This is a genomic window from Nocardia brasiliensis ATCC 700358, assembly GCF_000250675.2.
GTDB classification, from domain to species: Bacteria; Actinomycetota; Actinomycetes; order Mycobacteriales; family Mycobacteriaceae; genus Nocardia; species Nocardia brasiliensis_B.
This window is the reverse complement of sequence record NC_018681.1, coordinates 8,019,448-8,036,971: the sequence shown is the minus strand read 5'-3', so window position 1 is coordinate 8,036,971 and position 17,524 is coordinate 8,019,448. Positions and strand designations below refer to the sequence as shown.

General features: G+C 66.4%; 16 protein-coding genes. 3 read left to right on the top strand and 13 right to left on the bottom strand.

The genetic code is table 11. The annotated features are described in order from the left end of the window. Positions 1-34: 34 nt before the first annotated feature. The 6 genes from O3I_RS35755 to O3I_RS35730 all read right to left on the bottom strand — a co-directional run bounded on the left by O3I_RS35755 (position 35) and on the right by O3I_RS35730 (position 7,879). A complete protein-coding gene (locus O3I_RS35755) occupies positions 35-1,621 on the bottom strand; it encodes a molybdopterin-dependent oxidoreductase (RefSeq protein WP_041564774.1) in 1,587 nt (528 codons plus the stop codon). A 76-nt stretch (positions 1,622-1,697) separates the two neighbouring features. Further along, complete coding sequence (locus O3I_RS35750) at positions 1,698-2,510, bottom strand: hypothetical protein (RefSeq protein ID WP_014987919.1); 813 nt, start codon at positions 2,508-2,510, stop codon at positions 1,698-1,700. Between the two features lie 168 nt (positions 2,511-2,678). After that, entirely contained in the window at positions 2,679-4,472 is a 1,794-nt protein-coding gene (locus tag O3I_RS35745) for an AMP-dependent synthetase/ligase (protein WP_014987918.1), read from the bottom strand. A gap of 118 nt (positions 4,473-4,590) precedes the next feature. Next, positions 4,591-5,505 carry an alpha/beta hydrolase gene (locus O3I_RS35740; protein WP_014987917.1) on the bottom strand — a complete coding sequence of 305 codons (915 nt, stop codon included), beginning with the start codon at positions 5,503-5,505 and terminating at the stop codon, positions 4,591-4,593. A gap of 14 nt (positions 5,506-5,519) precedes the next feature. Then, positions 5,520-6,350: an SDR family NAD(P)-dependent oxidoreductase gene (locus tag O3I_RS35735; RefSeq protein WP_014987916.1), complete on the bottom strand. Its 831-nt coding sequence runs from the start codon at positions 6,348-6,350 to the stop codon at positions 5,520-5,522. Further along, entirely contained in the window at positions 6,347-7,879 is a 1,533-nt protein-coding gene (locus O3I_RS35730) for a flavin-containing monooxygenase (RefSeq protein ID WP_014987915.1), read from the bottom strand. The genes O3I_RS35735 and O3I_RS35730 overlap by 4 nt, the downstream gene beginning before the upstream one ends. Before the next feature lie 68 nt (positions 7,880-7,947). Here O3I_RS35730 and O3I_RS35725 point away from each other — a divergent pair, with 68 nt between their 5' ends. Further along, entirely contained in the window at positions 7,948-8,595 is a 648-nt protein-coding gene (locus tag O3I_RS35725; protein ID WP_014987914.1) for a TetR/AcrR family transcriptional regulator, read from the top strand. A gap of 241 nt (positions 8,596-8,836) precedes the next feature. Here the strand turns inward: O3I_RS35725 and O3I_RS35720 are convergent, their stop codons facing one another. Then, positions 8,837-9,214 carry a winged helix-turn-helix transcriptional regulator gene (locus O3I_RS35720; RefSeq protein WP_014987913.1) on the bottom strand — a complete coding sequence of 126 codons (378 nt, stop codon included), beginning with the start codon at positions 9,212-9,214 and terminating at the stop codon, positions 8,837-8,839. A gap of 97 nt (positions 9,215-9,311) precedes the next feature. Here O3I_RS35720 and O3I_RS35715 point away from each other — a divergent pair, with 97 nt between their 5' ends. Both O3I_RS35715 and O3I_RS35710 read left to right on the top strand, forming a co-directional pair. Continuing rightward, positions 9,312-9,719 (top strand): RidA family protein, encoded by a 408-nt coding sequence (locus O3I_RS35715; RefSeq protein ID WP_014987912.1) that lies wholly within the window; start codon positions 9,312-9,314, stop codon positions 9,717-9,719. A 109-nt stretch (positions 9,720-9,828) separates the two neighbouring features. Next, positions 9,829-10,458, top strand: a complete 630-nt coding sequence (locus O3I_RS35710; RefSeq protein ID WP_014987911.1) for a histidine phosphatase family protein — start codon at positions 9,829-9,831, stop codon at positions 10,456-10,458. A gap of 3 nt (positions 10,459-10,461) precedes the next feature. Here O3I_RS35710 and O3I_RS35705 read toward each other — a convergent pair whose 3' ends face one another. From O3I_RS35705 to O3I_RS35685, 6 genes are all read right to left on the bottom strand, one after another. Next, on the bottom strand, positions 10,462-10,872 hold the full coding sequence (locus O3I_RS35705; protein WP_141692189.1) for a hypothetical protein: 411 nt from the start codon (positions 10,870-10,872) through the stop codon (positions 10,462-10,464). 309 nt (positions 10,873-11,181) lie between these two features. Next, positions 11,182-11,613, bottom strand: a complete 432-nt coding sequence (locus O3I_RS44285; protein ID WP_014987909.1) for a contact-dependent growth inhibition system immunity protein — start codon at positions 11,611-11,613, stop codon at positions 11,182-11,184. 37 nt (positions 11,614-11,650) lie between these two features. After that, entirely contained in the window at positions 11,651-12,991 is a 1,341-nt protein-coding gene (locus tag O3I_RS45975; RefSeq protein ID WP_014987908.1) for a polymorphic toxin type 28 domain-containing protein, read from the bottom strand. Positions 12,992-12,994: 3 nt separating this feature from the next. After that, positions 12,995-13,294, bottom strand: coding sequence for a WXG100 family type VII secretion target (locus O3I_RS35695; protein ID WP_014987907.1), 300 nt, complete (start codon positions 13,292-13,294; stop codon positions 12,995-12,997). Then, entirely contained in the window at positions 13,291-13,623 is a 333-nt protein-coding gene (locus O3I_RS35690) for a WXG100 family type VII secretion target (RefSeq protein WP_041563078.1), read from the bottom strand. The genes O3I_RS35695 and O3I_RS35690 overlap by 4 nt, the downstream gene beginning before the upstream one ends. Before the next feature lie 103 nt (positions 13,624-13,726). Further along, entirely contained in the window at positions 13,727-17,425 is a 3,699-nt protein-coding gene (locus O3I_RS35685; protein ID WP_041563077.1) for a multifunctional oxoglutarate decarboxylase/oxoglutarate dehydrogenase thiamine pyrophosphate-binding subunit/dihydrolipoyllysine-residue succinyltransferase subunit, read from the bottom strand. Between the last annotated feature and the right edge of the window lie 99 nt (positions 17,426-17,524).

Genomic DNA, 17,524 nt, shown 5'->3' with positions numbered 1-17,524 from the left:
GCGGATTCGCTTGCGGGGCACCGTGCTGTCCGGATCAGTTCACCTGGAGGGTGACGGTGGGGTGGCCGGTGGCGCCGTCGGGGACGACATCACGGCGCTCGGCGGTCTGGGTTTCGCCGGTCGCGTCGGTGGCGCGGGCGCGCAGGGTGTGGGTGCCGGGGGTGGCGTCCCAGTCGTAGACCCACTGGCGCCAGGTGTCGACCGATTGCTCCTCGGCGAGGCGGGCGGGTTGCCAAGGGCCGTTGTCGATTTGGACCTCGACGCCGCGGATGCCGCGATGCTGGGCCCAGGCCACACCGGCAACGGCGATGCGGCCCTGTTTGATTCGGCTGCGCGGGCGCGGCGTGTCGATGCGGGTGCCGGTTTTGATCGGGCCGAGCGCCGACCAGCCGCGGCGGGTCCAGTACGCGGTCGCGCGGTCGAAACGGGTGATCTCCAGTTCGGTGACCCATTTGGTGGCCGAGACATAACCGTAGAGGCCGGGCACCACCAGCCGCGCCGGATAACCGTGCGCCACGGGCAGGGGTTCGCCGTTCATGCCGACCGCGAGCAACGCGTCGCGGCCGTCGGTGAGCACGGACAGCGGGGTGCCCGCGGTCCAGCCGTCGGTGCTGTGCGAGAGCACCATGTCCGCGTCGGGATGCGGGCCCGCCTCGGCCAGGAGTTCGTCCAGCCGGTAGCCGAGCCAGCGCGCGTTGCCGATCAGGTCGCCGCCGACCGGGTTCGACACGCACGCCAGGGTCACGATGCGCTCCACCGCGGGGCGATTCGCCAAATCGGCCCAGGTGAGCCGGATTTCGCGGTCCACCATCCCGTGGATGCGCAGCGACCACTCGTCCTTGGACACCTGCGGCACGATCAACGCGGTGTCGATGCGATAGAAGTCGCTGTTCGAAGTGAGATACGGAGTCAGGCCGGGGACCCGCAGATCTACGCCGGGCGCGACCGGCGCCTCCGGCGCGCTCGGCTGCGGTAATTCGACCGCCGCCCGCTCGTCGGACACGTCGCGGCGTCCCGTGCCGAGCAGCCGCCCGCCGACCCCGGTGACCACGGCCAATCCGCCGACCAGCGCCAGGCCTTGGAGCACCCGGCGCCGCTCCGGGGCTGCCGTACCGGACGGCTCGACCGGTGCGCTGGGCGGCGAGGTGATGGGTCTGCTTGCGGCGCTGGATGTTTCGCTAACCTGCCGGGCGGAGGCGGCGGTCTCGATCCGCTCCGTCAGCAGGCGCAGCGCATAGATCCCGACCGCGACTCCGACGAGGGTCGGCAACGCACCGGACGCGCTGGTGCGTGCGACGGCGGCGATCGCGGCCAGCACACCGAAGACCGCCAGCAGCGCTGAACCCACTGGGCGCGCGGTCCGTTCGAGGGCGCCCGCGAGTCCGGCGACCAGCACCGCGACCACACCCATGCAGAGGTACAGCACCGCTTTGTCGTTGGTGCCGAAGGTGTCGATCGCCCACTCGCGCACACCATCGGGCGTGTGATCGACGACGGTCCCGCCGAGGGCGGCGAACGGCGCGCTCTGCGCCTCGAAAAAGGCCGCGAGCAGTTCCGCGACACCTAGCGCCGCGCCCGCCGAGACGATCCCAGCCAGCACTCGCAGTCGCAGATCGGCCATGAATTCGAGCGTACTGCCGGGCAGGCCGCAGAATATGACCATTCGCTGACGCTGGCCGAGCGCTGACCCGGATCGATCAGGCGAGCCAGCCGAGCACCCGGGCGGCGTCGACCGCCGCCGCCTCGGCCTTGTTCGCGGCGATCCGATTCCGCACGCTGTCCCCGGCCGGGCCGGTACGGGCGAGTTCGGCCAGCGCCGCGGCATCAGGCCTGGCGTCGGCCTCCATATCGTCGGAATCCGGATCGGTGGCGTCGGGGGCAGGACCCTGCCCCGCGGTGCCGTCGCCCGCGAGGAACCTAGCCGCCGCCGCGGCCGCGAGGGCGGTGTGCTTGGCCGTCAGCAACTCCGGTGTGAGGTTCTGGTCATCGTGGGTCTTACCGTCTCCGCCGCCCAGCTTCTTGGTCAAGAAGGAAGCGAGCTGGTCATCCTGCGGCACGTCGGTGGTCGTCGGCACCTTCGCCGGATCGGCGTACAGCGCACCGCCCTGCCTGGCCGTGTAGAAGCCGGTGTAATAGGCGGCACGAGCTGTGGCGCGTACGTAATCGCGCCTGCCGCCGCCATTTTCGGTGACCGTCGAATCCCCGAACATCTCTTTTCGAGTTTCTGGCGAAACGCCGATGTCGGTCTTGAGGACAAAAGGCGTGATCTTTTCCGGATCCTCGGGCACCGGAACGTTCGCCTGCCGCAACTTCGCGCTCTGGATACGCAACCGCGAGCACTCGTCGATGGCCGCCGTGTCTGCGGCTGCGTCGGCGTCGCGTTCCTGCTGCTCCGTGCAGAGCGTCGGGGCGGCCGGCGGGTCGGCGAGTGCCGGCGCGGAGCCGGGCAACACCAGGCCGAAACCGACGGCCACCGCGGTAGGTAGGAGAAGGCGTGCGCGGGCGAGCATGGACCCTCCAGGTGTGCGGTTCTCGTGGTCGGATATCCGCTATCTGATCACGAGCCGAGGAGGATTCCGGGGACGCCGAGTCCGGCAGAACGGGCATGTCGTGGCGGTCGCGACACAGCAGAGCGGGGTCGGTGAACCTCGCTCACCGACCCCGCTGTACGTGCTGGACTAGCTGTAGATCTTCGCGACGTCGTCCGCGTACTGCTTCATCACGACGGCCCGCTTGAGCGACATCTTCGGGGTCAGCTCACCCGTCTCCTGGGTCCAGTCCACCGGCAGGATGCGGATCTTCTTGATCTGCTCGGCGTGGGAGACCTTCTTGTTGGTCTCGGCCACCGCGGCGTCGATCTCGGCGACCAGTTCCTGGTTCTCGATGAGCTTTTCGATCGGGGTGTCCGCGGGCAGGTTGTGGTTCTTCTGCCAGCCCGGCAGCGCCTCGGGGTCGAGGGTGATCAGCGCGCCGATGAACGGCTGGCCGTCACCGACCACCATCACCTGGCTGATCAGCGGGTGCGCTCGCAGCGAATCCTCGAGCAGCGCGGGGGAGACGTTCTTGCCGCCCGCGGTGACGATGAGTTCCTTCTTGCGGCCGGTGATGGTGATGAAACCGTCCGCGTCGATGGCGCCGAGGTCGCCGGTCTTGAACCAGCCGTCCGCGAAGGCGTCCTCGGTGGCCTCGGCGTTGCCCCAGTACCCGTCGAACACGACCGAGCCGCGCAGCAGCAGCTCGCCGTCCTCGGCGATCTTGGCGCTGTGGCCCTCGATCGGCCTGCCCACCGTGCCGACCCGGATCTTCTCGGGAGTGTTCACGGTGACGGCCGCGGTGGTCTCGGTGAGCCCGTAGCCCTCGTAGATGGTGACGCCGACGCCGCGGAAGAAGTGGCCGAGGCGCGCGCCGAGCGGGCCACCGCCGGAGACCGCCGCGTCGCACTGGCCGCCGAGCGCGACCCGCAGCTTGCTGTAGACGAGCTTGTCGAACAGCGCGTGCTTGAGCTTGAGCACCAGCCCGGCGCCGCCGTTGTCGAGCGCCTCGCTGTAGGCGATGGCGGTCTCGGCGGCCGCGTCGAAGATCTTGCCCTTGCCGCCGTCGTGCGCCTTCTGCTTGGCGCCGTTGAACACCTTCTCGAACACCCGCGGCACCGAGAGGATGAAGTGCGGCCGGTAGCTGCCGAACTGGTCGACCAGGGTGGACCAGTCGGAGGTGTGCGCGACGATCACCTTGGCGTCGAACGCGACCAGCGCGACGGCGCGCGCGAACACGTGCGCCAGGGGCAGGAACATCAGCGTCTTCTTGCCCGGCTGGATGAACTTGGCGAGCGCGATCCGGTCGGACCGGGATTCGGCGTACAGGTTGGCGTGCGAGAGCATGACGCCCTTGGGCCGCCCGGTGGTGCCGGAGGTGTAGATCAGGGTGGCCGGCGAGTTCGCGTTGACCTGCTTGCGCCGGTCGTGCACGACCTGGTCGTCCAGGTCGGTGCCGCGGCTGGTGAGCTCGTCGACCGCGCCCTTGTCGATCTGCAGGGTCTCCTTCAGGTCCGGCAGCGAACCCGCCTCGATCTCGTCGATGGTGGCGCGGTGCTTGTCGCTGTCGACGATCAGCAGCTTGGTGGCCGAGTCCTGCAGGATCCACTTGGCCTGCTCGGCCGCCGAGCTGTCGTAGATCGCGACGGTGCAGCCGCCGACGGCCCAGATGGCGAAGTCCAGCAGCGCCCACTCGTAGCGGGTGGGCGCCATGATGGCGACGCGGTCGCCGAGTTCGATGCCCGAGGCGATCAGGCCCTTGGCGACACCGGTGACCTCCGTCGCGAACTCCGCGGCCCGCACATCCAGCCAGCCGCCGTTGCCGTCCGGCTTGTTGAACAGCACCGCGTCGGGTGACTGCTCGGCATGACGGAAGACGTTGTCGGAATTGTTCGCGTCTTCCGGGATGGTGTAGGAAGCCGGGACTTCGAACTCTCGCATCAGTGCCCTTCCACGTGGGTTTACTCGTCAGTAATCTACGACACCTTGGTCAGGGCCGTGAGGTCGACCACCAGAAACGGACCCGTGCGTGACTGCCCGGCGCGGATCCGCTTCGTGGCTATCCTAAATCCCGCAGTGCGGCAGGTTGAATCGCTTCGCGCAGGAAGCCCGCCAGCTCGCTGAGCACCGCGGCGGCCGGTGCGACCAGCCCCGCCTGCAGCTGGGCGACATGCCACAGATTCCGGGTTTCGGTGTATCGAACCGACACGCCCGCGGTCCGCAACGCGGCCACCAGATCCACGCATTGCGGGTGCAGCAGCTCGCTGACGTCGACCTGCACGTAGGTCGGCGGCAGGCCGGTCAAATCGCCGGTGAGCGGGGCGTAACCGGGATCACTCGAATCACCGTCGCCGAGGTAGGCAGCCGCGCAGGCGCGCGACCACGGGCGGTTGATCACCAGGTCGGCGGCGCGCTCGGGGATCTGATTGGGGTCGGTCCACGGCGCGATCAGTCCCAGCGCGGCCGGGGTGTGCCCGTGGCGCGCGATCAAGCGCTGCGCGGTGGCCATCGACAGACCGCCGCCGGCCGAATCGCCGGACAGCGCGATCTGGTCCGGGCGATAGCCCGCGCTCTGCACGAGTTCGAGGAAGGCCGCCTCGGCGTCGTCGAGTGCGGCGGGAAACGGATGCTCGGGCGCCAGCCGGTAGTCGAGAACGTAGACGGCGCAACCGGTTTCATGAGCGAGCCGGGCGGCGAGGGAGCGGTGCGTGGTAGGCGAGCCGATGGTGTAGCCGCCGCCGTGCAGATAGAGCACCGCGCCCGTGGGATTCGCGGTGGCCGTGAGCTTTTCGGCCGGCCGCCCGCCCAGGCGCAGCCGGTGCACGGTGGTGCCCGCGGGCACCAGTTGGGCTTTCGCGCCCGCATCCAGCAGCAGACGCTGCAGTGGCCACGGTGTCCGGACATTCATCGAGACACGAAAAATAGGCCACAGCAGCGTCCGAGCGACGGGCAGCGGAAGGTTGACATCCCGCATGGGTGATTCTCGAATCAGGGTAGGATCTGGCGGTTTACGACGGTCGCGATGCGCTGATAGCCGGACGCGGTGACGCGCACGAACAAGTCGAGCAGCTTGGCCTCGAAGCCGATCAGCACCCGGCCGTGGCCCTTGCGCACGCCCTCGGTGATGGTCTGCGCGGCCATCTCCGGGGTGTGGATGGCCATCTTCGAATCGAACATCGAGGCGGCCTGCTTGCCATCGATGCCCTCGGCGTAGCCGGCGTTGCGCGCGACCGCGGTCTTGATGCCGCCGGGATGTACACACGTGACCTTGACCGGCTGCCGGCCGACCAGCATCTCCTGGCGCAGCGCCTCGGTGAAGCCGCGCACCGCGAATTTCGCCGAGTTGTAGGCACTTTGGCCCGGCACCGCGATCAGACCGAACAGGCTGGACACGTTCACGACATGGCCGTCACCGGACTCGATCAGGAACGGCAGGAACGCTTTGGTGCCGTTCACGACGCCCCAGAAATCGACGTCCATGACCCGATCGAAGTCCTTGAACTCGGTCTTGACCACGTCACCGTGGTAGGCGATGCCCGCGTTGTTGTAAACCTGGTGCACCACACCGAAATGCGCCTTCACGGCGTCGGCGTAGAGCAGGACGGCTTCGCGCTCGGCGACGTTGATCCGATCGGATTTCACCTCGGCGCCGAGCTTTTCGCAGCGGGCCACGGTCTCGGCGAGACCCTCGGTGTCGATATCGGAGAGCGCGAGCTTGGCGCCGCGCTTGGCGAGATTCTCGGCGAGTGCGCGTCCGATGCCGGAACCGGCACCGGTGATCACACAGACTTTGCCTTTGAAGTAAGCATCATTGCTCACTGTGCTGCTCCCACTTTCAGATCGGCTCGGGCGGAGGTCGTTTCATAGGCGGACAGGTCGAAATTGCGGGTCAGCCTACGGAATTCGAAGGTGAAATCGGGCCACAGCGTGGTGTTGTTGCCGTGCTTGTCCAGATACCAGCTGGCGCAGCCGCCGTTGAGCCAGACGCTCTTGCTGAGCTTCTTCTGCAGATCGACGTTGTATTCCTGCTGTGCGTCGCGGCGGACCTCGACCGTGCGCAACTTCAGCCGGTCGATCGTGGCCAGCGCGTCGGCGACGTAGTTGAGCTGCGACTCGATCATGAACACCATCGAGGTGTGGCCGAGGCCGACATTGGGGCCGAGCAGCGTGAACATGTTCGGGAAGTTCGCGGTGGCCGCGCCCTTGTAGCCCTGCTGGCCGACCTCGTCGTACACCTCGCTGAGCGTGCGCCCGTCCCGGCCGACGATGGTGTTGAACGCGGGTGAGTCGGTGACGTGGAAGCCGGTCGCCACGATGAGGACGTCGATCTCGCGCTCGGTGCCGTCCTTGGTGACGATCGAGTGGGGGCGGACCTCGGCGATGCCGTCGGTCACCACATCCACGTTGTCCCTGCTCAGCGCGGGGTAGTAGTTGTTCGAGATCAGCATGCGCTTGCAGCCGATCCGGAAGTTCGGGGTGACCTTGGCGCGCAGCTGCGGATCGCGCACCTCGTACTGCAGCTTGGCCCTGGCGATCAGCTCGAACGCCTGCATCAGCGCGGGGAACTTCGCCAGACCGACGACCTGGGTCTCGCGGGCGGCGTAGATCGCGGCTCGGGACAGGCGCTGGAAGCCGGGCACGTGTTTGAACGCCAGCCGCTCGGCCTTGGTGTACGGGCGGTCCATGCGAGGGAGCAGCCAGGGGGCCGTGCGCTGGTAGACGTCCAGGTGCGCGACCTTCGGCGCGATCTCCGGGACGATCTGGATCGACGAGGCGCCGGTGCCGATGATCGCGACCCGCTTACCGGTCAGGTCGAGCTCGTGGTTCCACCGCGCGGAATGGCAGACCTCGCCTTGGAAGTCGTTGATGCCCTTGATATCCGGCAGCGCGGGTTCACACAGCGCGCCGATCGCGGAGACCACGGTGTCGGCTACGAAGCTGCCCCGGGAAGATTCGATCTCCCACTGCGCGTCGTCGTTGTTCCAGCGCGCGCTGGTCACGTCGCAGTCGAAGATGTGCTTGTCCAGCACGTCGTACTTTTTCGCGACACCCCGGATGTACTGCTGGATTTCGCCCTGCCGGGAGAACGAGCGCGTCCAATCCGGGTTCAGCGCGAACGAGTACGAGTACAGGTGCGAGGGAACGTCGCAGGCCGCGCCCGGGTAGGTGTTGTCCCGCCAGGTGCCGCCGACATCGTGGCCGCGCTCCAGCACCAGGTAGTCGGTGCTGCCCTGCTGACTCAGCCGGATCGCTAGACCGAGTCCGGAGAACCCACTGCCGATGATGATCGTCTTGACCCGGCGGACGGACCGGTCGCCGACAGCTTTGTCTGTAACCTTGCGACTCATGTACTCGAGCGTAGATGCTTATTGAGCAGCAGTCAACAGTATTGAATCACGTTCAGTAGGATGTCGATGTGAGTTCCAGTAGTTCAGGAGAGACCAAGCGCGTCCGGCTCAGCCCGGACGAGCGCCGACTACAACTGATCACCCTGGGCGCCGAAATGCTCGCCGAACGAGCGCTCGAAGACATCTCCGTCGACGACATCGCCAAGCAGGCCGGCATCTCCCGCGGCCTGCTGTTCCACTACTTCACCTCGAAGAACGAATTCCACGAGGCCATCGCCCGGCAGGTCAGCGCCGAATTCCTCACCGCCACCGCGCCCGACCGCAGCCTCGGCCTGTTCGACATGCTGCGCGACTCCGTCGAACGCTACGTCGACTACGTCGAAGACAACCGCGCCGCCTACCACGCCATCCTGCGCGGGCCCTCCAGCTACAACCCCGGCGTGATGACCTACGTCAACGAATCCCGTTCCGCCATCGCCGAAATCGTGCTCACCGAAATCCCGATCCCGCTCGACGACCCCGACCGCCCCCGGCTGGCTCTCGCCGTCCGCGGCTGGATCGCGTTCGTAGAGGAAACAATTCTCACCTGGATGAGCGACAAGCCCGTCTCCCGAGAACAACTCGTCGAGTTGATCGTCGAATCCCTACCAGCCCTGGCGTTGAGCCCGGAGTTGTCCGCGGCGCTGCGCGACAGTCAGGTCGACTCCGCGCGCTGAGGGGTGGGGTGACGTTCTTCGGGTGCGCTCGCGAAGGGTTCTCCGTTACGTGGGCGTTCTCGGGATTGGCATGCGCGAGGGCGCTTTTCGGGACGGTGGCGGCGCGCTCGGGAGGCCTCTTCGGGAGATCGGATGGGGGCGTGCTCAGGGGCGCGGGGGTGTGCTCGAGGCGTGGGCTTACCCGGGAGGCGGGGGTCTGCCCAGCCGTCGAGTGCGCGGGCTCTCCGGGGCCCGAGTGTGTTCAGGAGTCGAAGGCTTGGCGGGCGGATTCGATGTGGGACAGGTGTTTCTGGGTCCAGTCGCACATGCGGTGCACCGTTTCGCGTAGGTCCTGGCCGGGTTGGGTGAGGGTGTATTCGACGCGCGGCGGCACCGTCGGATAGACGCGTCGCTCGAGCAGTCCGTTGCGCTCGAGCATGCGCAGATTCTGGGTGAGCATCTTGTGGCTGATGCCCTCGACCTCGTTGCGCAACTCGCTGAAACGGAGTGTGCCGTCGCCGACCGCCTCGATGATCAGCAGCGCCCACTTGTTCGCCACATCGGAGAAGATCTCGCGGGCCAGCGAATCCGCGCGCCGCAGATCCGCCGCGTCCGGGCCGCTGTACTGCTTGGTCACCATAAGGTTCTCCAGTCACCGAAAAGTGCGTTCTTCCACGTCGGACCACACTCTCCTACGGTTTCCGAGTAACCACAAGAGACCACGAGAGGTATCGAGCATGACCATCACCCTGGTGAATCCCGGCGGCCTACCCGCCGTCGACGCCTATCACCACGTGTCGATCGCGACCGGATCGAAGCTGATCTTCCTCGCCGGTCAGGTCGCCTGGGACGCCGACGGCACGACAGTCGGTGCCGGCGACCTCGCCGCCCAGGTCGAACAGTGCTACCTCAACGTCGCCACCGCGCTCGCCGGTGCCGGCGCCGACTTCGGCGATGTCGCCAAACTGACTGTCTACGTTGTGGACTGGACGCCGGCCAAGATGCCCCAATTCCTCGACGGCGTCACCCGCGCGGCCGCGAAACTAGGCGTCACCCCCGCACCTCCCGGCACGCTGATCGGCGTCGCCGCCCTGGACATCCCCGAACATCTCGTCGAGGTGGAGGCCGTCGCGGTCCTCGCATGATTCTGCGCTGGTCAGCCGATCACCAGGTAATCCTGGCGGTGGGCTCTCGCTTGGCGCCACCATTACCTGGTGATCGGCTGACCAGATGTTTCCGAGTACCTTTGACCCGATGCGGACCGTCTACGTTGTGCAGCACCCCGAGTCCCAGCATCACCTCGACGGCGTGGTCGGCGGCTGGTTCGACGCCCCGCTCACCGAAGCGGGAATCCAAGCGGCACAGTCGATCGCGCGGACACTACGCGAGCAGATCCCCGAAGACGTTGCCCCGGACCTGTTCTCCTCCGACCTGCGGCGCTGCACCCAGGTCGCTGCGGCGATCAGCGAAACCTTCGGCGTGCCATCGGTGCTCGACCGCCGGTTGCGCGAGAAGTCGTACGGCGAAGCCGAAGGTAAACCCCAATCCTGGCTCCGCGAACGCTTCATCCCCCCACCCGCCACCAGCGACCGTCTGCATCACGACGAAGGCATCCCCGGCGCCGAAACCATGCACACCTTCGGCGCACGCGTCTACGCGGCCACGAATTCGATCCTGCACCACGACTCCGCGTACCAAATCATCGTCACCCACGGCGGCGCAATAACTTTCATCCTCGCCGCCTGGGCAAACCTCCCCCTCGACGCCCTCGCCTACGCCCGCTTCCAAGCCACCCCCGGCAGCATCACCGAACTCCACGAAGACCCCTACTTCCACAACCGCCAAATCCGCACCCTGGGCTCCACCACCCACCTCCCCCGATAACCCTCAGTCATCGGTCATCACGACAAGCAGAACCCGTCGGCCGCGCCGATCGATCAGCACGATCTCGTGGAACTCACGATGCAGATCGCCGTAGTCGTTGATCGCCGACACCCCGAGATCCTCGAGCACGTACCGACTCGTTGCAGTACGCACCGGTCCAACAACCTCACGCTGAATCTCCTCTCGAAGCTGATCCGGAATGGACCCGCAGCCGTGCAACCACCGCTCCAGCAACTCGATGACCGCGGATTCATCGATCGCCGCGTATGCCTCGCTCGAGATCCGATCGAGCCAGTACGGTCCGTGGCGGATGCCACTCGGATCGATCCCGCCACCGACATAGTCGTCCCGATACTCGACGCTCGCGATGAGGTCGGACAAGACTTCCCGGTCGTCCGCTTCCGCTGCCGCCAACGCGAACTCTTTCGAATCAATCCATTGGAAGCAATGACTGCCGCCGGCCCCGAACTCGAATTCGCGAAAATTGGTGAACAACCGCTCCCTGTAGTCGACGACCCTCACCACGTCAGTGTCCCTCCGGCATCTCTCTGCTCGCCCTACCAAGCCGTGTCAAGGTGCAGTTTCATGAATTCGACCAGTTCGCTGAGTCTTTCCTCGATCCCGATGCGGGTCGGCTCTTCCGTCGGTCGCCCCGCAGCGATTTCCGCTCGAAGGGCGACCGCCGCCGCCGCGCCCTTGCGACAGCCAGCCACTGCTGATGCTCTACACGCTATCGCCTGCGCCGGTACGAAACTTTTCGATTGCTTCCCAGATATCGTTATGAGGGGCGTAGAGATCGCTGAGATTGCCCATCGCTTCGACCTTTTGGATCACCTGGTGTATCTGAGCGATATGGTCGGGGCTATCGCGCCAGAATGGGGCAGGAACGCCGAGAGTGGCCACGAGTAGGTCTCCGGGATAGTAGTCTCCCTCTGCCAAGGGATTTTCGCCGAGGAGCCGCAGTGCGCGGGGCAGTACAGCGGCGACGCCTTCACTCTGCCCCAGCAGAACTCGCAAGTCCTCGGAGGTCAATTCACGAATCGGTCTGCGGCGAAGCTCGTACACCGACCGCATCAGGCGCGTGGCGTCCTCGGGAGGTTGTGGCCAGACAACACCCTCGAGCTGCTCGATCGAAAAGCTGCCGCTATCGTCCATGATTGCATTTTCCCTAACAGTCGTGCCTATGCTGATTTCAGCTTCTCGGAACGAATTGCTCACTATAGTCCAGGAGTCTGCTGGCTTCCGAAAGCTCGCGTTCAAGCTCTTGTCGTTCCGTGCCACTTGTCCGCGAGTCGCCGAGTTTTCGTTGTATCTGGCCAATTCTGTTGACCAGTCCGTTCTGGGCGTCCCGGACCTCGCGGACGTGATCCCATGGCGTCCCATCCGGCTTTCTGGCTACCACTTCGCCGTTCAGTTCACGCCTGGCCGCATCGAGATCTCGGTCCGTCAGATGCTCTTTGATCTTGTCTGTCTTGGTCGGTCGGCTTGATTGGTCGGTGGTGCCGTTTGGGGCGTCTCCATCATCATCGATCAGCACCCGCATGGCGATGATGCTGGCGAGGGAGGTGAGGGTGGGGGTCAGGTCGGGGACTTTGTCGAAGGATTTGATTACGCCGATGGCGCCGGCGGCGGCGGTGGCAAGGCCTACGGCTTTGAGGAGATTGCTGCCCTGGTAGACGGTGCGGATGGTGTTGATGGTGTTGGTGACTATGGCGCCGACACCGCCGGCGCCGGCGGCGGCGCTGCCGCCGAAGGTGAACCAGGCGGCGGCCGCGGCGGCGACGACGGTGAGGCCGATGGCCCATTCGGCCTGGGTGATCGAGGATTCGATGTTGCCGCGGACCTCGACGGTTCCGGCGTGATAGTCGGAGACGGGGGTCGCGAGGTTCAGGGCGGCGGCTGCGACCTGATTTGCGCCGCCGCGCAAAGTTTCGAGGTGGGCGAGCAGCGGGGGCAGGTTGGTTTTGTCTTCGATTGTGTCGAACAGGCCGATGATGGTGGTGATGCGTGCGGCGGCGCCGGTGACAGTCTCGTGGTTGGCGAAGGTCGTCCAGGTGGATGAGGCCTTCTCGAGTTTCGCGATATCGCCGTTGGGCAGTTTCCCGAACGTCGACAGGATTTTCGCGATCAGCGCGTCGAAGAGTTCCTGGACGCCGCCGTGATGTTCGATGCCGATTCCGTTGTTGCGCACCGAAGTCGGGATGGTCACCTGGTATCCGGTCATCTCGCGAACGTCCGGCCGTTCGGGCGCCGGGTTGCTCTTGTTGCTGATGCCGTAGTTGTAACCGGCGGCGTAGAGCACGTAGCCGAAGTTGGTGAGGGCGTCGGCGAGGTTCGTGCACGACTGCATCGTGTCGCGTGCGGTGCTGTCGTACTTCTCGCCCCACTCTTTGCAACCGGGCGCATCACCGGCCATCCCGGCGCATTCACCTTTGACCGCGTCGTGCACCGGTTTGTCGGCGCGGCGTAGCTCGGTGGCGAGGTCGTGGCACCGCTTGGCGGCGTCGTAGTAGACCTGCCAGTCGATGCGCATGGCTCAGGCTCCGCCGAGCATCTTGCTGTTGAGTTCGATGGCGCGGGTGTAGCGGGCGTGGGCCTGTTTGGCCGCGTCGCTCATTTCGCGTACACCTTCGACGAATTCGCGGGCGCCCGTGGCCCATTGGCGGTGGGCGTCGGTGTAGGCCTGGGCCGCAACACTTTCCCAGCCGGTGCCGTGCAAAGTGGCTACGCGATCGTCGATTTCGTCGAGGTGGTCGGCGACGAAGCCGGCTAGTCCGGAGAGGCGGGACACGATCTGGTCCAGGTGCTCGAGGTCCACCGAGAATTCGGAGCTCATGGCAGATCCAGGCTGGAGGTGTGCAGTGCGGCCGCGTTGCTGTCGTCGCGCTGCCGATAGGTGTCGGCGGTGACGCCGAGTTTCTCCGCCATGCCGGTCAGCGCGGACATGATCTGCACGCCGCCGTCGCGGACATCGGTCCAGCCGGTGGCGAATTCGGTGGCCGCGTCACCGGTCCAGCCGCTGCCGGTCAGCGCGTCGACGTCCTTGGCCGCGGCGTCCAGGGCTGAGCGCAGCGCTTCGGCCAGTTCGTAGACGTAGGCGCCGACCTCGTGGACTCGGTCGGGCACCACCGATACCTGCTGGCCTGGCGTACCCCCGTCGCTCATGCGGCGAGTCTACGTACGGTCCTGAGCAGTGTCGATGAGAAAGACGCCGGGCCGGGTCGCTTCGGTGTGGAAGCGATCCGGCCCGGTGTCGGGTCAGCGAAAACTAGCTGGTCGGCTCGAAGGCCTCGGCGATGATCTCCGCCTGCTCGACGGCGTGCACCTTGCTCGAACCCGAGGACGGGGCCGACATGGCACGACGGGAGATGCGGCGCAGCTTGCCGAGCCGCTCGGGCAGGACCTCCGGCAGGTTCAGGCCGAAGAAGGGCCAGGCGCCCTGGTTGGCCGGTTCCTCCTGGACCCACACGATGTCGGTGGCGTTGGTGTAGCGCTCCAGCGACTCGTTGAGGCGGTAGGTGGGCAGCGGGTAGAGCTGCTCGATCCGCACGATCGCGACGTCTTCGCGCTTCTGCTTCGCCTTCTCGGCGGCCAGCTCGTAGTACAGCTTGCCGCTGGTCATCAGGATCCGCTTCACCTTGCTGCGGTCGCCGATGCCTTGCTCGTAGGCGGGCTCGTCGAACACGGAGCGGAACTTGCTCTCGGTGAAGTCCTTCAGATCCGACACGACGGCCTTGTTGCGCAGCATCGACTTCGGGGTGAAGACGATCATCGGACGGCGGATGCCGTCCAGTGCGTGGCGGCGCAGCAGGTGGAAGTAGTTCGCCGGGGTCGACGGCACGGCAACCGTCATCGACCCTTCGGCGCACAGCTGCAGGAACCGCTCGATCCGGCCGGAGGTGTGGTCCGGCCCCTGGCCCTCGTGGCCGTGCGGCAGCAGCAGCACGACGTCGGAGAGCTGGCCCCACTTGGCTTCACCGGAGGAGATGAACTCGTCGATGATCGACTGCGCGCCGTTGACGAAGTCACCGAACTGCGCCTCCCACAGCACGAGTGCGTTCGGGTTGCCCAGCGAGTAGCCGTATTCGAAGCCGACCGCGGCGTATTCGCTCAGCGCCGAGTCGTGCACCGCGAACCAGCCCGGGTCCTTGCTGCCGATGTTGTGCAGCGGCGTGTACTCCCCGGCGGTCTTGCGGTCGATGATCACCGCGTGCCGCTGGGTGAACGTGCCGCGCCGGGAGTCCTGACCGGTGAGGCGTACCGCACGGCCCTCGTCGATCAGCGTGCCGAACGCCATCAGCTCGGCGAAGGCCCAGTCGACCTTGCCCTCGTAGGCCATTTCGCGGCGCTTCTCCAGCACCGGCTTGACCCGCGGGTGCACGTTGAAGCCTTCGGGCACGTTGAGGAACGCGTCGCCGATGCGCTGCAGGATGGTCTTGTCGACGGCCGTCTGCACGGTGGTCGGGACCTTCTGGTCGTCTTCGACGGACTCGCTCGGCTCCGGGGTGTACTTCTCCAGCTCGCGGACCTCGTTGAACACCCGCTCCAGCTGACCCTGGTAGTCGCGCAGCGCGTCCTCGGCCTCTTTCAGCGAGATGTCGCCACGGCCGATCAGGCTCTCGGTGTAGGCCTTGCGCACCGAGCGCTTGGTGTCGATGACGTCGTACATGGACGGCTGGGTCATCGACGGGTCGTCGCCCTCGTTGTGACCGCGACGCCGGTAGCAGACCATGTCGATGACGACGTCCTTGCGGAACTTCTGCCGGAAGTCGACCGCGAGGCGGGCCACCCAGTCACAGGCTTCCGGGTCGTCACCGTTCACGTGGAAGATCGGCGCGCCGATGAACTTCGCGATATCGGTGGAGTATTCGGTGGAGCGGCTGTTCTCCGGCGCGGTGGTGAAGCCGATCTGGTTGTTCACCACGATGTGGATGGTGCCGCCGACGCGGTAGCCGCGCAGCCCGGACAGGTTCAGCGTCTCGGCCACCACACCCTGACCCGCGAACGCGGCGTCACCGTGCAGCATCAGCGGCATCACGGAGTAGCCCTCCGCGCCGTCGCCCTTGTCGAGCAGGTCCTGCTTGGCCCGGACCAGACCCTCGAGCACCGGGTCGACCGCTTCCAGGTGCGACGGGTTGGCGGTGAGCGAGACCTCGATCTCGTTGTCGCCGAACATCTGCAGGTAGGTGCCGTGCGCGCCGAGGTGGTACTTCACGTCGCCGGAGCCGTGCGCGCCGGCCGGGTTCATATTGCCCTCGAACTCGGTGAAGATCTTCGAGTACGGCTTGCCGACGATGTTGGCGAGCACGTTGAGGCGGCCGCGGTGCGGCATGCCGATGACGACCTCGTCGAGCCCGTGCTCGGCGCACTGGTCGATGGTGGCGTCCATCATCGGGATGACGGCTTCGGCGCCTTCCAGCGAGAAGCGCTTCTGGCCGACGTACTTGGTCTGCAGGAAGGTCTCGAAGGCCTCCGCCGCGTTCAGCCGGTTCAGGATGTACTTCTGCTGGGCGACAGTCGGTTTGACGTGCTTCTGCTCGACCCGCTCCTGGATCCACTGCAGCTGCTCGGTCTCCAGGATGTGGGTGTACTCCACACCGACGTGGCGGCAGTAGGCGTCGCGCAGCACCGAGAGGACCTCGCGCAGCTTCATCTGCTCCTGGCCGTGGAAGCCGCCGACGTTGAAGGTGCGGTCCAGGTCCCACAGGGTCAGCCCGTGCTGGGTGACGTCGAGGTCGGGGTGGCTGCGGAACTTGTCCTTGACCAGGCGCAGCGGGTCGGTGTCGGCCATCAGGTGGCCGCGGTTGCGGTAGGCGGCGATCATCTCGAGCACGCGGGTGCTCTTGTCGACGCCGCGTTCCCGGATGTCCTTGCGCCAGCGCACCGGCTCGTACGGCACGCCGAGGCCGTGGAAGATCTCGTCGTAGAACTCGTCGGAGATCAGCAGCTGGTGGATGGTGCGCAGGAAGTCGCCGGACTCCGCGCCCTGGATGATGCGGTGGTCGTAGGTCGAGGTGAGGGTCATCAGCTTGCCGACGCCGATATCGGCGATCCGCTCGTCGCTCATGCCCTGGAACTCGGCCGGGTACTCCATCGCGCCCGCGCCGATGATGGCGCCCTGGCCCGGCATGAGGCGGGGCACCGAGTGCACGGTGCCGATGGTGCCGGGGTTGGTGAGCGAGATGGTGACGCCGCTGAAGTCGTCGGCGGTCAGCTTGGCGTCGCGCGCGCGGCGCACGATGTCCTCGTAGGCGGTGTGGAACTGGCCGAAGCTCATCGCCTCGGTGCCCTTGATGGCCGCGACGACCAGCGAACGGCTGCCGTCCTTGCCGGGCAGATCGATGGCGAGGCCGAGGTTGGTGTGCGCGGGGGTGACCGCGTTCGGCTTGCCGTCGATCTCGGCGAAGTGCCGGTTCATGTTCGGGAACGACTTGACCGCCTGGACGATCGCGTAGCCGAGCAGGTGGGTGAACGAGATCTTGCCGCCGCGGGTGCGGGCCAGGTGGTTGTTGATGACCAGACGGTTGTCGATCATCAGCTTCGCCGGGATGGCGCGCACGCTGGTCGCGGTGGGGATGCTGAGCGAGGCGGCCATGTTCTTGGCCACTGCCGCCGCGGCGCCGCGCAGCACCTTGGCCTCGTCGGCCGCGGTGTCGGTCTTCGGGCCGCCGGAGGTCGGGGCCGCGTTGGAGGTCGGCGCCGGGGTGGTCTGCGGCGCGCGGGCGGTGGTCTTGGCCGGTGCCGCCGCGGGAGCGGGCTTGGCGGCGGGTGCGGGCGCGGCGGCCTTCGGGGCCGAGTTCACCGACGCGGGAGCCGGAGCCGGGGTCGGCGCCTGCGCGGGTGCGGCCGCGGCCGGAGCGGCCTGGCTGTTACCGGAATCACCAGTAGCTTCGGGCGTGTAATCGGCGAGGAACTCGTGCCAACTCTCATCGACCGAAGATGGATCTTGCTTGAACTTTTGATACATCTCATCGACTAGCCACTGGTTCTGTCCGAACTGGGAAGTTGAGCTGCTCACAGCAGGTGTTCGCCTCATTTCGTTCTTCGCGCTGCGACGTTTGTGACG

Bases quoted from the DNA above. Each gene is read 5' to 3' on its own strand.
- O3I_RS35755 (WP_041564774.1), bottom strand. From the start codon at position 1,621: ATGGCCGATCTGCGACTGCGAGTGCTGGCTGGGATCGTCTCGGCGGGC.
- O3I_RS35750 (WP_014987919.1), bottom strand. From the start codon at position 2,510: ATGCTCGCCCGCGCACGCCTTCTCCTACCTACCGCGGTGGCCGTCGGT.
- O3I_RS35745 (WP_014987918.1), bottom strand. From the start codon at position 4,472: ATGCGAGAGTTCGAAGTCCCGGCTTCCTACACCATCCCGGAAGACGCG.
- O3I_RS35740 (WP_014987917.1), bottom strand. From the start codon at position 5,505: ATGCGGGATGTCAACCTTCCGCTGCCCGTCGCTCGGACGCTGCTGTGG.
- O3I_RS35730 (WP_014987915.1), bottom strand. From the start codon at position 7,879: ATGAGTCGCAAGGTTACAGACAAAGCTGTCGGCGACCGGTCCGTCCGC.
- O3I_RS35720 (WP_014987913.1), bottom strand. From the start codon at position 9,214: ATGGTGACCAAGCAGTACAGCGGCCCGGACGCGGCGGATCTGCGGCGC.
- O3I_RS35715 (WP_014987912.1), top strand. From the start codon at position 9,312: ATGACCATCACCCTGGTGAATCCCGGCGGCCTACCCGCCGTCGACGCC.
- O3I_RS35710 (WP_014987911.1), top strand. From the start codon at position 9,829: ATGCGGACCGTCTACGTTGTGCAGCACCCCGAGTCCCAGCATCACCTC.
- O3I_RS44285 (WP_014987909.1), bottom strand. From the start codon at position 11,613: ATGGACGATAGCGGCAGCTTTTCGATCGAGCAGCTCGAGGGTGTTGTC.
- O3I_RS45975 (WP_014987908.1), bottom strand. From the start codon at position 12,991: ATGCGCATCGACTGGCAGGTCTACTACGACGCCGCCAAGCGGTGCCAC.
- O3I_RS35695 (WP_014987907.1), bottom strand. From the start codon at position 13,294: ATGAGCTCCGAATTCTCGGTGGACCTCGAGCACCTGGACCAGATCGTG.
- O3I_RS35690 (WP_041563078.1), bottom strand. From the start codon at position 13,623: ATGAGCGACGGGGGTACGCCAGGCCAGCAGGTATCGGTGGTGCCCGAC.
- O3I_RS35685 (WP_041563077.1), bottom strand. From the start codon at position 17,425: ATGTATCAAAAGTTCAAGCAAGATCCATCTTCGGTCGATGAGAGTTGG.